The sequence below is a fragment of the Paramesorhizobium leguminum genome (assembly GCF_003217235.1).
Lineage (GTDB): Bacteria > Pseudomonadota > Alphaproteobacteria > Rhizobiales > Rhizobiaceae > Paramesorhizobium > Paramesorhizobium leguminum.
The window spans coordinates 175,811-190,644 of sequence record NZ_QJTF01000001.1 but is presented as its reverse complement, the minus strand read 5'-3'; the positions used below and the strand labels follow the sequence as shown (position 1 = coordinate 190,644).

Annotated in this window: 13 protein-coding genes; 3 read left to right on the top strand and 10 right to left on the bottom strand. The window is 61.1% G+C overall.

What is annotated here, in order from left to right:
* Positions 1–80: 80 nt before the first annotated feature.
* A complete protein-coding gene (locus tag C7477_RS00915; protein ID WP_110747751.1) occupies positions 81–851 on the bottom strand; it encodes an amino acid ABC transporter substrate-binding protein in 771 nt (256 codons plus the stop codon).
* Positions 852–1,140: 289 nt separating this feature from the next.
* On the opposite strand from C7477_RS00915, the gene C7477_RS00910 reads away from it, so the two are divergent.
* Entirely contained in the window at positions 1,141–1,347 is a 207-nt protein-coding gene (locus tag C7477_RS00910; RefSeq protein WP_110747747.1) for a CsbD family protein, read from the top strand.
* Positions 1,348–1,361: 14 nt separating this feature from the next.
* Here C7477_RS00910 and ald read toward each other — a convergent pair whose 3' ends face one another.
* Positions 1,362–2,477, bottom strand: coding sequence for an alanine dehydrogenase (ald, locus tag C7477_RS00905; protein ID WP_110747744.1), 1,116 nt, complete (start codon positions 2,475–2,477; stop codon positions 1,362–1,364).
* A 227-nt stretch (positions 2,478–2,704) separates the two neighbouring features.
* Complete coding sequence (locus C7477_RS00900; RefSeq protein WP_110747741.1) at positions 2,705–3,460, bottom strand: SDR family oxidoreductase; 756 nt, start codon at positions 3,458–3,460, stop codon at positions 2,705–2,707.
* 186 nt (positions 3,461–3,646) lie between these two features.
* Between C7477_RS00900 and C7477_RS00895 the strand changes: the two genes are divergently transcribed.
* The gene (locus C7477_RS00895; protein ID WP_110747737.1) at positions 3,647–4,540 is read left to right on the top strand and encodes an AraC family transcriptional regulator; all 894 of its coding nucleotides are present in this window, start codon (positions 3,647–3,649) and stop codon (positions 4,538–4,540) included.
* Between the two features lie 4 nt (positions 4,541–4,544).
* Here C7477_RS00895 and C7477_RS00890 read toward each other — a convergent pair whose 3' ends face one another.
* From C7477_RS00890 to C7477_RS00860, 6 genes are all read right to left on the bottom strand, one after another.
* Positions 4,545–6,356: an ABC transporter ATP-binding protein gene (locus C7477_RS00890; protein WP_110747734.1), complete on the bottom strand. Its 1,812-nt coding sequence runs from the start codon at positions 6,354–6,356 to the stop codon at positions 4,545–4,547.
* 2 nt (positions 6,357–6,358) lie between these two features.
* On the bottom strand, positions 6,359–7,219 hold the full coding sequence (locus C7477_RS00885) for an ABC transporter permease (RefSeq protein WP_110747731.1): 861 nt from the start codon (positions 7,217–7,219) through the stop codon (positions 6,359–6,361).
* Entirely contained in the window at positions 7,216–8,166 is a 951-nt protein-coding gene (locus tag C7477_RS00880; protein ID WP_110747728.1) for an ABC transporter permease, read from the bottom strand. Before C7477_RS00880 ends, C7477_RS00885 begins: the two co-directional genes overlap by 4 nt.
* Positions 8,167–8,397: 231 nt before the next feature.
* Entirely contained in the window at positions 8,398–9,912 is a 1,515-nt protein-coding gene (locus tag C7477_RS00870; RefSeq protein ID WP_110747722.1) for an ABC transporter substrate-binding protein, read from the bottom strand.
* 28 nt (positions 9,913–9,940) lie between these two features.
* Positions 9,941–11,422, bottom strand: a complete 1,482-nt coding sequence (locus tag C7477_RS00865) for a M81 family metallopeptidase (protein WP_110747719.1) — start codon at positions 11,420–11,422, stop codon at positions 9,941–9,943.
* Between the two features lie 594 nt (positions 11,423–12,016).
* The gene (locus tag C7477_RS00860; protein WP_110747716.1) at positions 12,017–13,105 is read right to left on the bottom strand and encodes a D-TA family PLP-dependent enzyme; all 1,089 of its coding nucleotides are present in this window, start codon (positions 13,103–13,105) and stop codon (positions 12,017–12,019) included.
* Positions 13,106–13,175: 70 nt separating this feature from the next.
* On the opposite strand from C7477_RS00860, the gene C7477_RS00855 reads away from it, so the two are divergent.
* Positions 13,176–14,039 (top strand): MurR/RpiR family transcriptional regulator, encoded by an 864-nt coding sequence (locus C7477_RS00855; RefSeq protein WP_110747713.1) that lies wholly within the window; start codon positions 13,176–13,178, stop codon positions 14,037–14,039.
* A 220-nt stretch (positions 14,040–14,259) separates the two neighbouring features.
* Here C7477_RS00855 and C7477_RS00845 read toward each other — a convergent pair whose 3' ends face one another.
* Positions 14,260–14,655 carry a RidA family protein gene (locus C7477_RS00845; RefSeq protein WP_110747710.1) on the bottom strand — a complete coding sequence of 132 codons (396 nt, stop codon included), beginning with the start codon at positions 14,653–14,655 and terminating at the stop codon, positions 14,260–14,262.
* Between the last annotated feature and the right edge of the window lie 179 nt (positions 14,656–14,834).

The following is a 14,834-nucleotide window of genomic DNA, read 5'->3' as shown; positions in this document are numbered from 1 at the left end:
CCTCTACGCTGCCACAGCCTCTACATAGAAAAACCGACCAGTCCATAAAACCGGCCGGTCTCTCATGCGCAAACCCGAACTTACTTCGAAACGTCCTGTCCGAAATATTTATCGGAAATTTTCTGGTACGTGCCGTCGGCCTTGATCGCCTTGATCGCCTCATTGAGGGCGGCGAGCAGTTCCGGCTGGTTCTTGTTGATGATCACGCCGGAATAATCCGCATTGGCCTCGGTGGCGACGATCTTCACATTGGCATCGGGCTTGTGCTTCTTGAAGTCGAGGAAGGAGAGGCTGTCATTGACGGTCGCATCGGCGCGGCCGTTGAGAACGAGCTGGATCGACTGGTCGAATCCATCCGTACCGACGAGCTCGGCGCCGTTGGACGACGCCAACTTGCCGAAATTGCTGGTCAGCGACTGCGCCGCCTTCTTGCCCTTCAGATCGGCGAAGCTCTTGATATCGGTGTTATCGCCGCTGACGATCAGGACCGCCTTGGAGGCGATGTACGGATCGGAGAAATCATATTTCTTCTTGCGCTCGTCGGTGATGCCCACCTGGTTGATGACGGCATCGTAGCGGTCGGCATCAAGACCTGCGATAAGCCCGTCCCAGCGGCCTTCCAGGAACTGCGCCTTGACGCCAAGCTGCTTGGCGATCGCCTCGCCGATCTCCACGTCGAAACCGACGAGCTTGCCCGTATCGTCATGATAGGTGAAGGGCGCATAGGTGCCTTCGGTGCCGATGCGGAAAACGCCCGAAGATTTGATCTGGGCGAGATCGGCGGCGGAAGCGGGAGAGAGCACCAGAACTTGCAAGGCGCCGGCGACGAGCAGCGAAATCAAGCGTTTCATAATTTGCGATCCTGAGAATTTCGGCTTGTGAGGAGCCGGTTCAATTGCATGGAACCCAGAAGATGACAAAACCATAGCAGGAAGGAAACGCGAATGGTTTTCTAATCACACCAAAAATTGGAATTTGAATCGCTTTACTTGTTTAATTAGAGAAAAAATTTCTCCACTCCGCGATGAGGCGGTGACATGGCGGAAAAACCTGTTCGAGAATTCCCAGCAGAATGGGCATGGAACCCGCCGGATGGCAAATCGTTCTTTCGATAAACCAACCCTAAAAAGGAGAATTGAGATGAACTGGGATCAAATCGCAGGGCAATGGAAACAGGTTCGGGGCAAGGTCCGCGAACAATGGGGCGACCTTACAGACGACGACATCGACCGCATCGCGGGCAACCGCGATCAGCTGGTTGGCCGGATTCAGGAGCGTTACGGAATAGCCAAGGAAGCGGCCCGGCAGCAGGTGGACGACTGGTCGAAATCCCAGCAGTGGCTGTGAGCCTATTCAGACGGTCAGGCCGCGAGGATCGTCTCCGCTTCCATCATATCAAGGCCGAGCGCTTCCGCCACGGGGCGATTGGTGATGCGGCCCTTATGCACATTGAGGCCGTTGCGCAGATGCGGGTTGTCGACCAGCGCCTTGATGCCGCGATCCGCCAGTTGCAGCCCGTATTGCAGCGTGGCGTTGTTGAGCGCCTGGGTCGACGTAACCGGCACGGCGCCCGGCATATTGGCGACGCAATAATGGATGATGCCGTCGACCTCGTAGATCGGCTCGGAATGGGTCGTCGCGTGGGATGTTTCGAAGCATCCGCCCTGGTCGATGGCGACATCAACGATGACGGCGCCCTTTTTCATGCCTGATAGCATTTCACGCGTGACGAGCTTGGGCGCCGCCGCGCCGGGAACCAGCACGGCCCCGACAACGAGGTCGGCTGAGAAAATTTCCTCGTCCAGCGCTTCGATGGTTGAGTAACGGGTGTGGACGCGGCCACGGAAGAGGTCATCGAGTACGCGCAGCCGCGGGATTGAGCGGTCGAGAATGGTGACGTCGGCGCCAAGACCAGTCGCCATCATGGCCGCATTGATGCCGACGACCCCGCCGCCGATGATCGTAACCTTGCCGGGGAGAACGCCCGGCACGCCGCCCAGCAGGATACCGCGCCCGCCATTGGCCCTCTGCAGAGCCGTCGCGCCGGCCTGTATCGCAAGCCGTCCGGCGACCTCGGACATCGGAGCGAGCAGCGGCAGGCCGCCATGGTCATCGGTCACGGTTTCATAGGCGATTGCGGTGACGCCCGATGCGAGCAGCCCCTTGGCCTGTTCGGGATCGGGAGCCAGGTGCAGGTAGGTATAGAGTATCTGCCCTTCGCGCAGTTGCGCCCACTCCGATGGCTGCGGCTCCTTGACCTTCACGATCATGTCGGACTGCTTGAAGATTTCTTCGGCGCTCCTGACCACCTTTGCGCCCGCCGCCTTGTAGGCATCATCGTCGGCACCAATTCCCGCTCCGGCACCGGACTGGACGATGACCTCATGGCCATGCGCAACATATTCGCGCACGGCCCCCGGCGTGAGGCCGACGCGATATTCATGATCCTTGATTTCCTTGGGGCAGCCGACGCGCATCACGTCTTCTCCTTGTCGTTCTTCAGAGGGATTTCCTGATTAGAAAGATAGGAGCAGCGGCGGAAGTTTCCAATAATGCGCGCTGGGCATGAACTAGCCCCTCACCCTTACCCTCTCCCCGCAAGCGGGGCGAGGGGGACGTCGACGTTGCCGCTTCTTCCTTCTCCCCGTATGCGGGGAGAAGGTGCCGGCAGGCGGATGAGGGGCATTCCGAGCCACCGCTTCCGTCAGATGCCCTGGCCGCCGGACACTTCGATGCGCTGGGCATTGATCCAGCGATTATCCTGCGTGAGCAAGCTTGCGATCATAGGGCCGATATCTGCAGGCACGCCCACCCGTCCAAGCGCCGTCATTTCGGCGAAGAGCTTGTTAAAATCCGGCGTATCGCGAACGGCGCCGCCGAAGAAATCGGTTTCGATCGCCCCCGGCGCCACCGTGTTGACGGCGATGCCGCGGCTGCCCAGTTCCTTCGCCATGTAGCGGCTCAGCACCTCGATAGCGCCCTTCACCGCCGCATAGGCGGACCAGCCGGGCGCGGTAATCCGGGTCAGTCCGGTGGACAGATTGACGATGCGGCCACCATCCGCGATCAGCGGCAACAGCGCCTGCGTCAGGAAGAACACGCCCTTGAAATGAACGTCGACCAGCCGGTCGAACTGTTCTTCGGTGGTTTCGCCGATGAGGGCGAAATCGCCATGGCCGGCATTGTTGACCAGATGGTCGAATGTCTCGCGGCCCCAAGTTTCGCGCAGCGCGACGCGCAGGCGCTCGGCAAAGGGCGCGAAGGCGGCGACATCGCTCATGTCCAATTGGAAGGCGAGCGCCCGGCGGCCCATGGCCTCGATTTCCGCGACGACGCTATCGGCATCCTCACGCCGGCTTTGATAGGTGATGATGACATCGCCGCCGCCGCGCGCAATGCTGAGCGCGGTGTTGCGGCCAAGGCCGCGGCTGGCGCCGGTGATGAGAGCAATTTTGGTCATGCTGGAACTCCTGTCGAGCATGATCCCAAAAAGTTGCAGACTTTTTGGATAAGATCATGCGGTTGGAAAAGAATGCAGGACTCCTATCGACCATGCGCGCCGCGCTTTGTTGCCGAAACCTCGCCATTCCTTGCCTAATCCTCCAAAGCAGGTGCATTGCCGGCAGCGGTGGGGTAAGCTTGTTTCATGACCATGCTGCTCGATACCGCTCGCCGCTATGCCGAAACCCATGCCGACAGCGCCGGCATCGCGCGAACGCCGATCCCCGGTTTGATGCTCGTGCGGGCCACCATCCCAAGCGGCCTCGAATACGCGGTTTCCCGCCCCCTCGCCTGCCTCGTGCTGCAGGGAGCCAAGCATGTCGCGATGGGAGCGCAGGCATTTGCATTTTCCGCCGGGGATTCATTGCTGATCGCGGCTGACGTGCCGACGGTGAGCCAGATCACGCGGGCGAGCCCCGTCGCGCCCTATCTCTCGCTGGTGCTGGAGCTCGATCCGGCTGTTATCGCGGATCTGATGGCGGAGATGAAGGCCGTGCCCGAACAAGCCGGCATGTCGCCCGTGCAGGTGGAGCCGACCGAGGCGGACGTTGCCGACGCGGCGTTGCGCCTGATGCGGCTTATCGACCGCCCGGCATCCATTCCGGTATTGCAGGCACAATTGGTGCGCGAGATGCACTATTGGCTGCTGGCCGGACGGCATGGAGCGGCCATCCGGCGCCTTGGGTGGCCGGATGGCCATGTGCAGCGCGTGGCGCGCGCGGTTGCAATGCTGCGGGCCGAATTCGCTCAGCCTTTGCGGATCGAGCGTCTGGCGGCGGTGGCCGGGATGAGCCCCTCCTCCTTCCACCAGCATTTTCGCGCCGTGACGTCTCTTTCACCGCTGCAATTCCAGAAGCAATTGCGCCTGATCGAGGCAAGGCGGCTGATGCTGGCTGAGCAGATGCCGGCAAGCAGCGCGGCCTTCACCGTCGGCTATGAGAGCGTGCCGCAATTCACCCGCGAATATGCCCGCATGTTCGGCCTGCCGCCGGTGCGCGATAAAAGGGAAGCGAAAGCCACGATGGCGACTGTGGCTTGAGCCATCAAGCCGTAAGGCGCTCATCCCATGCCGAGGCCGTGTCCTGAACGAAATGGCCCGGCGATACTTCCTGGTAAGTCCGCTTGGGCGGCACGTAGTCGAAGGGGCGCAGCGGGCTTTTGATTTCCTCGCTTAAAAGTGGGCGCGCCATGGCGCGGCGCGACGGATCGGGGATCGGCACGGCTGAAATCAGGCGCCTCGTATAGGGGTGTTGGGGATTGTCGAAGATGGCGGCGCGTGGGCCGATTTCGACGATTTCACCCAAATACATGACGGCGACGCGATGGCTCATGCGCTCCACCACCGCCATGTCGTGCGAAATGAACAGATAGGAAAGCCCGTGCTTCTCCTGAAGATCGAGCAGCAGGTTGGAAACCTGCGCCTTGACCGAGACGTCCAGCGCCGACACAGCCTCGTCCGCGACGATGAGTTTCGGCTCCAGCGCGAGAGCGCGCGCGATGGAAATGCGCTGGCGTTGGCCGCCGGAGAATTCATGCGGATAACGATCAGCGACTGCCCCTGAAAGCCCGACTTGCTCAAGAAGCGCGGCCACCCGCTCCCGCGCCTCGCGCTTGCCCGCCAAGCCGTGGGAAAGCATCGGCTCGGCAATGGCGGAACCGATGGTGATGCGCGGGTTGAGCGAGGCGAACGGGTCCTGGAAGATCATCTGCGCGTGACGGCGAATGGCCCGCAGCTCTTTCGTGCCAGCCGATGCCACATCCTGTCCATCGATGACAACAGAGCCGGCGCTGGCATTCACCAGCCTCAGAACCGCGCGGCCCGTTGTCGATTTTCCGCAGCCGGATTCGCCCACCAGCGACAGCGTCTCGCCGGGCTTCAGATCGAAGGACACGTCCTCTACCGCATGGACGCGCCCGTTCGGTGCGTCGAATCTGACGGCGAGATTGGCGACTTTCAGGATTGGGGCGCTCGTCTGCGCGACATCCTCCATTTCGCGACCGTCAACGGCCTCGCCGGTTTTCGCATCGACTTCCGGGAAGCGTCGGGGCGCTTTTGCCTCTCCCATCGTTCCAAGACGCGGGATCGAGGCGAGCAGCGATTTGGTGTAGACTTCCTTTGGCGCGGCAAATATCTGCCCCGTGGGTCCGCTTTCGATCATATCGCCCCGGAACATCACCACCGTGCGGTCGGCGACCTCAGCCACCACGCCCATGTCATGGGTGATGAACAGGACGCCCATGTTCTCTTCCCGCTGCAATTCGCGGATCAGGTAGAGGATTTCCGCCTGAATGGTCACGTCGAGCGCCGTTGTCGGCTCGTCGGCGATGAGGAGCTTGGGCCGGCAGGCGAGCGCCATGGCAATCATCACGCGCTGGCGCATGCCGCCAGAAAATTTGTGCGGATACTCATTGAGCCGCGCCTTCGCGGCGGGAATGCGAACACGCTCCATCAGCCGGACGGCCTCGGCTTCCGCCGCGCTCCATGAAAGGTGCTGGTGGATGACCAGCGCCTCGGCGATCTGGTTGCCGATGGTGAAGACAGGATTGAGGGAGGTCATCGGCTCCTGGAAGATCATGCCGATGGAGCCGCCGCGAACCGACCGCATCTCGGCTTCGGAGGCTTTGAGCAGATCCTTGCCTTCAAGCAGAATGCGCCCCTCGCACCGGGCTTTGCCTGAAGGCAGGAGGCGCAAGGCGGAAAGCGCGGTCACGCTTTTGCCCGAGCCGGATTCGCCGACGATGGCGACGGTTTCGCCGGCATTCACGCTCAGGCTGATATCGCGGATGACGGCGCGCCAGCCTTCAGCCGTCTTGAACGAGGTGGTCAGATTCTCGATTGCCAGTACGGGTGCCATGGTCAGCTTTCCTTCGCAAGGCGCGGATCGACCAGATCGCGCAGGCCGTCACCCAGCAATTGCAGCGAGAGGACCGAGAAGACGATTGCCAAGCCCGGAAACACCATCAGCCAGGGGGCATTGTTCATGTATTCGCGCCCGGAGGCGAGCATGGTGCCCCAGGTCGGCATATCGGCGGAAACACCGACGCCCAGGAACGACAGGCTTGCTTCCGCCAGCATGGCGGAGGCGAAGACGAATGTCGCCTGCACGAGGATCGGCGACGCCAGGTTGAGCAGCACATGGCGGGTGAGGATCTGCCAGGTGGGCAGGCCCATCGCGACAGCGGCTTCGATATAGGGTAGCTCCCTCAGAACGAGGGTAGACCCCCTGACGATACGGGCCAGACGGGGGGCATAGGTGATGCCCAGCGCGAGGATGACCGTAGCAAGCGACGGCCCCAGCGCCGCGACCAGCGCAATGGCCAGAAGGATATCCGGAAAGGACATCATCGCATCGAGCAGGCGCGAGATCGGCGCATCGAGCCTGCGGAAATATCCGGCGGCGACGCCAAGCACGATGCCCAGCACGGTGGAAATACAGACCACGCCCAGGCTGACGAGCAGCGAGGCCCGCCCGGCGAAGATCGCGCGGGAGAAGATGTCCCGGCCGAATTCGTCCGTGCCGAAGATGTGAGACAGTGACGGCCCCTTGAGCTTGTTCACGATCGAAAGCTTGTTCGGCGCGTAAGGTGCGATCCATGGCGCAAGAAGGGCAGCCAGCACGACGGCGGCAAGAATGATCGCTCCGGCCAAAATGGCGCGATTGCCGAAAAGACGCCTGAGGCTTGCGGCATAGGGCAGCGTGAGAGAGCTTAACGTCACAGGCGCACCCTCGGATCGGCAAGCATATAGAGAATATCCACGATGAAGTTGATGAGCACATAGATCGCCGCGACGACCAGCAGTGCGCCCTGGATCACAGGATAATCGCGGCGCAGGACCGCCGAGACCACCAGGTTGCCGATGCCGGGCAGGCCGAACACGGTTTCCGTGACAACCGCGCCAGCAATCAGCATGGCGATGGAGAGACCGATGACGGTGATGATCGGGACCATCGCGTTCTTCAGCGCGTGCTTGAGAATGACCCGGCGCTCAGTCGCGCCCTTGGCGCGGGCGGTGCGGACATAATCTTCGCCAAGGACGTCGAGCATCGCCGCGCGGGTAAAGCGGATGATCAGCGCCGAATTGACGACGCCAAGCGCCACCGCAGGCAGAACGAGGTGATGCAGCCTTTCAAGAAAAGACGTGTCGGGACCGCCATAGCCGGAGGCCGGGAACCAGCCCTGTCCCACCGCCAGGGTCTGGATGAGCAGGAGGCCGAGCCAGAAGCTCGGCACGCTCGCCGCCACCATGGTGAGCGTGACGACGATCTGGTCAAAGAGCGTACCGCGGCGTACGGCAGAGAATATGCCCACCGGCAGCGCAATCGTCACCGCGATGAGGATAGAGAACAGCGTCAGGAAGAAGGTGGGCTCCGCCCGCGCCGCCAGAGCTTGCGTCACGGACTGGCCGAGGAAGATCGACTGGCCGAGATCGCCCTTCAATATGCCCAGCAGAAACTGGAAATATTGCACCAGAAGCGGCGCATCGAGCCCCATCTTGGTGCGGAGTTGCGCGATATCCTGCGGCGTAGCATCCGACCCCAGCATGACCGCAGCCGGATCGCCCGGCGTCACCCGGACGATGACGAAAACGACCGTCGCGACAAGGGCAAGCACAACCACCATGCCGCCAAGCCGTTTCAACAGCGCCAGAGCGAGCTTGGTCATGGTTTTGGAGCTTTCAGATTATGGAAAACGAAGGCACCCCCCTCTGCCTTGCCAGGCATCTCCCCCTCAAGGGGGGAGATTGGCTGACATATCCCTCCGCCATCATTCTGCAACATCTGTGATTGGTGCCGAACATAGATGAAGGCGTAATCTCCCCCCTTGAGGGGGAGATGTCCGGCAGGACAGAGGGGGGTAAATAGCGCCAACGCTTCCATTTGATATTTCAGCGCCTCACTTCGGCGTCACATTCCAGAAATGCGGCCAGTAGGTCGGCATATAGCCTGAAACCCCTGTCGCAACGCCGGTCAGCGCATTGAAGTTGCCGGCCTTGAACAGCGGGGCGTCGTCATAGATGACGGTCTGGATGCCTTCCCATGCCTTGAACTTCGCCTCGTCGCTCGTCGCGTCCATATAGGCTGCAACCGCCTTGGCTTTCTGATCCGACACGTACCAGCCCGGATAGGTATCGGTGATGGTGTTGATCGTGGTCGGATCGCCAGGGAAATTGGAATGGGTGATGAAGATATCCCATTGCTTCGGGTCGGCGCGGCGGGTGGTGAGCGTCGCCCAATCGACCACCTGCAGATCGACCTTGAAGCCGGCGGCTTCGAGATAGGCCTTGGCCACTTCGCCGATCTTGTAATGAAACTCGTACTGGCGGCTGGTCATCAGGCGGATCGGCGTGCCGTCATATCCGGCCTCCGCAATCAGCTTCGCCGCCGTTTCCGGGTCGCCCTCGCCGTAGCGCACAACGCCTGCTTCCGTGTGCCAGAAGGACCCCTTGGGGAAGATCGAGCCATCGACCGAGAAGAAACGCTTGTCGGAAAACGCCGCCAGCATCATGTCGGATGGGTTGAGCGCGGACTGAACGGCCTGGCGCAATGCCTTCTTGGTCAGCAAGCCTTCCTTCATGTTCATGTTGAGCGAAGCCCATCCGGCATTCTCATAAATGACGGGCTTGGCCTTGCCGCTCGCCTCGACGCGCTCGAAAGCGCTGACCGGCAGGGAATCGGCAAAATCGAACTGGCCGGAAATCAGGCCCTCGACGCGGGTATTGGCATCAGGCACCGGCACGAAGCGGATTTCCTTGGCGATGGCTTCCCGCTTACCGGCATAGTTGCTGGGTTCGCCGTCCGGCGACTTGTAGTCTTCGAAGCGCACAAGCTGCGTATACTGGTCTGGCTTGCGCTCCTTCAGCGCATAGGGGCCGGTGCCGACGAATTCGGTGAGCGTATCGGCGATCTTTTCGGAAGGCAGGATGATGGAGGCCTGCGACAGCGTGGCGAGCAGCGGCGCGTAACGCGACTTCAGCTTGATGGTGACGGCATGGTCGCCGTCCTCAGCGATGCTGTCCACGACGCCGGCCACCTGCTTGCCCTTGGAATTCACCGCCATCCAGCGCGTGAGCGAGGCCACCACATCCTTGGCGTCGAAATCGCTGCCGTCGTGGAATTTCACGCCTTCACGAAGCGGGATGCGATAGGTCAGCCCGTCTTCGGAAATCGTGGGCTGGCTTGCGGCCAGCAACGGAACGGACTTCCATTTGATGTCATAAGTGAAAAGCGTCTCGAAAATGTGCTGGTCGATCATCAGCACGATGTCGGTCGGCGTCTGCATCGCATCCAATGTCGGCGGCTCGCCGATGGTCGCCACCGTCAGCACGCCATCGGTCTTGGCTTGCGCGATGGCGAGGCTGCTCGTGCCGGCCATTGCGGCCAATGTCATCAAGAAAAGAGCATTTTTCATTTTTCATTCCCCTTTTTGTTTTGACGATTCATGACTCTAATCCCAGCGGATCGGCGACGCGCGGCCATAGTTCAAGGCTCGCCTTGCGGTAGGGCGTTGTCGCCGGGTCAACTGGATAAGACGTGGGCGCGGCGATATAGACGATCTCGGAAGCGACCGGCTGGAAGCCTGCATGGAAATGGTTGGTCGACTTGACCAGAAGAAACGCCTTGGCGGCGAAATCGATGCCCTGATTGGAAAAGATATCCGGCTCGTAGGTCTGCGTGCGGCTGGTGATCAGCACGATATCGATGGAGGTTCCAAGCGGGCGAACCACCGCCGCGCGGCCCAGCGTCACGCGGCTGTTGCGGAAGCTCTGCCAGCCGGTCTCGAAGACATGCGTCACGACGACACGCAGGTCGAGCGGCGCACCGCCATGCGGGCTGGACTTGCCGCCGAGGCGCAAATCAAGTTCCGCCCCCTCGCCCGCCGCATGGCAGAACGTGACGGCAATCGGGTCCCAGATCGTCGCGACGGCAATATTGTCAAGGCCGCGCTCCATCATCCGGCGCAGGATATGGGTGGCGTCACCGGCCACGCCGCCGCCGGGATTGTCCCAGACATCGGCGATGACGACAGGCCTGTCGGGATTCGCGGCGCAGACCGCGATTGCGTGATCGAGCCCGCCTTCGGTATCGAACATCGGCATGGCCGTGTGCCTGCGCATGCCGTAGAGTTCATGGCCAAGCGATTGCGCCAAAGCATCGCCCCTGGCCTTGTCGTTATCGGTCACCACGACGATGCGGGTGCCCATATCAGGCACGTCACCGGCCATGAAGCCGTGAATGACCGAAATCGAAAGGATGCCGTCCTTGCCCTCCATCGCCTTGAGGCGATCGACGAAGGATCGCATCGGTTCGCGGCTGGTCGGGTAGATGGTGATCATCCGGCAATCGAAAACCGATATCTCCGGCTTGATTTCACCCCTCAGCGCACGCAGCGCCAGTTCCACCACATGCTCGCCGCGCTCCTCGAAATCCGTGTGCGGAAATTCCAGAAACGCCGCCATGAGATCGAGATTGGCGACGCGAAGCGCCGTCAGATGGCTGTGCGGGTCGAATTCCGCCGCAATCAGCACATCCGGCCCGACAAGCGCCCGGACGCGGGAGAGGAAATCGCCTTCCGGGTCGTCATAACCTTGCGCCGCCATGGCGCCATGCAGGCCGAGGACAACGCCATCGACGGGCATGGCGGCTTCAAGTTCGCCAAGGATCCGGTCGCGGAGCGTTTCATAGGTCTGCCGCTGGATGAGACCGGCCGGTTCCGCCCAGCACGAGGTGCCCTCGATCACGGTAAAACCCCCCGCCCGCCCGCGGCGGCGCAGGATCGGTACGACGGAGGAGCACAGCGTCGGGGTATCCGGGTGCTCGCCCGGCTCCGCATAGAAAGCCGCCTTGAATGCATCGATATCCGTTGGAACGGGAGAGAATGTGTTGGTTTCCGTCGCGAGCGACGCCGTGAAAATGCGCATGCGGGTCTGAATTTCCAATTTTGTTCGGGCCAGCAGCCCACCGAAATCGGGGGAGATTTTCGGTGGGCTGCGGCCCGCAACGGCTTTGGCCCATAAGGCGCAAGTAGCCGCTATCTTCATTTCGAGAAGAGTTATCCGTTTGAGCTGTTCCCTATATCGCCGCTTCGAACGATGTAATTTATTTTCTCGATAATGCGATATGGGTAGCCAAAGTCAACGAAGATTCCGGTGTGCGACAATTTTTCTGTAAATGATTTACGTATGTAGCGCCCTCCTTCCCCCTTGCGGGGAAGGTGCCTGCGGAGCAGGCGGATGGGGGTGGTGACGATTGTGTTCAATACTGAACCACCCCCACCCCGGACCTACGGTCCGCCCCTCCCGCAAGGGCAGGGCAATCGCATATGACGCGGCTTGCCCCTCACCCTTACCCTCTCCCCGTAAAGACGGGGAGAGGGAGACGCCAGCGTTGCCACCTCTTCCTTCTCCCCGCGTGCGGGGAGAAGGTGCCGGCAGGCGGATGAGGGGCTTTTCAGTGCCATATGCAATTGCCCTGACCCGCGCGGGGGGGGGGGGGGGGGGGGGGGGGTAAGGCAGTCACCAGACGGTCCCGCGCGCATCGACGATTTCAACCCGCGTCACGATGCCATTGCGGTGAAACACCATGCGGTCGAAGAGATTGCTCACGACGCATGTGTGATTGGGGACGATTTTGACCATCTGGCCGACGTCGGGAAAAGCAATCCGGCAATCCTTGAGATCAACCGTTGCATGTTCCTCCGATAGCGAGACGATGCGGGCGCCTTCGAAGCCTTCGATCATGCCGTAATCGCTGAAGCCGAGCAGGTCGGAGGTCAGCGCCTTCGAACCGGCATCGAGGATAGCGCGATCCGGTGCGGGCTTTGAGACGACGGTGGCAAGAATGTGCATCGCCAGATCATCGGTTGTGCAATGGCCTGATCGCACCATGCTGCGGTCGTTATAGACATAGGTTCCGGCGCGGTGCTCGGTCGCTGATGGCACGAGATGCGCCGAGAACAAATCCGGTGATCCGCCATTGGAGCGGATGGGGCAGTCCATGCCCTTCGCCGCGAGCAACTCCATGGTGCGGACGATGAACGTCTCCACCGCAGCGGCCCCGCCGATCGCCGGATAGGTCAGGATGCCGGCGAAGCGCAAGCCCGGCGCGGCGGCTATCTTTTGCGCAAGTATCGCGGCTGCTTCCGGCGTCTGCACACCGCAGCGCTTGCCCCCCGTATCGCACTCAACCAGCACGGCAAGCGGCTTCGCCGGATCGAACGTTGCCGCAAGCCCTTGAACGACCGCCTCGCTATCCGCCACCACGGAAAGCCGCGCCACCCGCTCGTGCAGTTCCCGCAGGCGCTTGAGCTTCGCCGCGCCAAGGATGTTGTAGGTGATCAGGATGTCCTCAAACCCTGCATCGGCAAAAACTTCCGCCTCGCTGACTTTCTGGCAATTGATGCCGACCGCGCCCGCCGCCAGTTGCTGACGAGCGACGGCGGCGATCTTGTGGGTCTTGATATGAGGGCGGAACGCCTTGCCGTGTTGGTTGAAATAGGCCTGCGCTTTCGCGATGTTGGCGGCGAGCCGGTCCTCATCGATAACCGGCATGGGGGTGACGACCTGATCGAGCGGCGTGCCGGCTTCCGGCCAAGGATAGTTCATGGGGTGACACCTCCTGGTATTATGGGTATGGGAAAATACCCCAAGAAATTTATTTTCATAGAATGCACTCATGGATCTTTTTCACGCTCTTTCCGACGAAGACGGCAAGTTTTCCGGCCTTGAAAAGAAGCTCGCGCAGCTCGTGCTCGATGACGTGGATTTCGCCGTCAATTCCTCGATCCTCGATCTTGCCGAACGCGCCGGGGTTTCGCCCCCGACGGTGACGCGCTTCTGCCGCAGGCTGGGATGCCAAGGGTATTCGGATTTCAAGGTCCAACTCGCCAAGATGACCTATGTCGGCCTGCGCTATCTGAAGCCCGAAACGCCGACGGCGACGCCCGCGGAAGTGGCCGAGGATATCGTCACCAAGGCGCAGAACGCGCTGTTCCAGCTTCACCGCCAGCTCGACATCGATGTGCTGGACAAGGCGGCTCATCTCCTGCGCGGCGCGGAGTTCATCCAGGCTTTCGGCGCAAGCGGCAATTCGGCGATGATCGTCAACGAGCTGCACAACAGGCTTTTCCGGCTGGGTTGCCGCATCAATGCCTCCAATGACCACAATATGAACATGATGCTCTCCGCCGCGGCTGGGCCGGGCACCGTCGTGTTCGGTTCGTCCTTCACCGGGCGGGATCAGGGCCTTGTTCACTGCCTCGAACTCGCCCGGCAACGGGTCATTCCCACCATCGTCATCACCCAGAGCAATTCGCCGGTTGCCCGCGCGGCGGATGTGGTGATCGCTATCGACTTGCCCGAGGGCAAAAATATCTTCCGCCCCACCTCGACGCGCTATGCCTATCTGGCCGCGATCGACATTCTGGCCAATCTGGTGGCCTATGCGGACCGCAGCCGGGCCCTCAAGGCCCTGCGCAGCATCAAGGAAGAGTTGGTGAGCCGCCGGGATGGGGATGACCGGCAGCTGCTGGGGGATTAGGTTATTATATTTGAACGGATCGGCCTTTCGATCTCACCCCCCTCTGCCTTGCCAGGCATCTCCCCCTCAAGGGGGGAGATTGGCTGACGCTACTGTCCACATCCATTCTGCAAGGTTCGCGATTGGTGCGAAGGCCCATGAAGGCGTAATCTCCCCCCTTGAGGGGGAGATGGCTGGCAAGCCAGAGGGGGGTGAGATCGGGAGGCTGAACGCTTCAGCATTACCCAACCGGCTTATAAGCGATGACATCCATCTCCACCTTCGCATCGACCATCAGCGGCGACTGAACGGTGGAGCGCGCCGGCGGGTGGTTGATGAAATGCTTCTCGAAGACGGCGTTGAAGCTGGAGAAATCACGGGCATCGTCAAGCCAGACATTGACCTTCACCACATCGGCGATCGTGCAATCGGCCAAGGCCAACACGCTCTTGATATTGGCGACGACCTGCTCGGTCTGGGCGACGATGTTGCCCGCCACGACCTCGCCATCGACGGTCGGCACCTGGCCCGACACATAGACGAAATCGCCTGCGCGAACGGCCCGGGCGAAGGGGCGGCGCTGACCGCCCGCCTGATTGTCGGCGACCTCGAAACGGATCAGATTTTTGTGGCTCACGAGCGCATCCTGTAATTTATTTTCATAAACGATATTACAGGCGCTGAATTACCCGATGATCGGCGTGAAATCCATAAAGAGTTGAAAATTATTTATAACCACAGGCGGTTTTCCGCCTGTGGATAAGAGAAGACGCATAGTCCTGGTGGCGAGAGGGAGCGCCGTTTCAAGGGGACCAT

What these genes read in the sequence shown, in the direction of transcription:
- C7477_RS00915 (WP_110747751.1), bottom strand. Translation starts at nt 851, where the DNA reads ATGAAACGCTTGATTTCGCTGCTCGTCGCCGGCGCCTTGCAAGTTCTG.
- C7477_RS00910 (WP_110747747.1), top strand. Translation starts at nt 1,141, where the DNA reads ATGAACTGGGATCAAATCGCAGGGCAATGGAAACAGGTTCGGGGCAAG.
- ald (WP_110747744.1), bottom strand. Translation starts at nt 2,477, where the DNA reads ATGCGCGTCGGCTGCCCCAAGGAAATCAAGGATCATGAATATCGCGTC.
- C7477_RS00900 (WP_110747741.1), bottom strand. Translation starts at nt 3,460, where the DNA reads ATGACCAAAATTGCTCTCATCACCGGCGCCAGCCGCGGCCTTGGCCGC.
- C7477_RS00895 (WP_110747737.1), top strand. Translation starts at nt 3,647, where the DNA reads ATGACCATGCTGCTCGATACCGCTCGCCGCTATGCCGAAACCCATGCC.
- C7477_RS00890 (WP_110747734.1), bottom strand. Translation starts at nt 6,356, where the DNA reads ATGGCACCCGTACTGGCAATCGAGAATCTGACCACCTCGTTCAAGACG.
- C7477_RS00880 (WP_110747728.1), bottom strand. Translation starts at nt 8,166, where the DNA reads ATGACCAAGCTCGCTCTGGCGCTGTTGAAACGGCTTGGCGGCATGGTG.
- C7477_RS00870 (WP_110747722.1), bottom strand. Translation starts at nt 9,912, where the DNA reads ATGAAAAATGCTCTTTTCTTGATGACATTGGCCGCAATGGCCGGCACG.
- C7477_RS00865 (WP_110747719.1), bottom strand. Translation starts at nt 11,422, where the DNA reads ATGCGCATTTTCACGGCGTCGCTCGCGACGGAAACCAACACATTCTCT.
- C7477_RS00860 (WP_110747716.1), bottom strand. Translation starts at nt 13,105, where the DNA reads ATGAACTATCCTTGGCCGGAAGCCGGCACGCCGCTCGATCAGGTCGTC.
- C7477_RS00855 (WP_110747713.1), top strand. Translation starts at nt 13,176, where the DNA reads ATGGATCTTTTTCACGCTCTTTCCGACGAAGACGGCAAGTTTTCCGGC.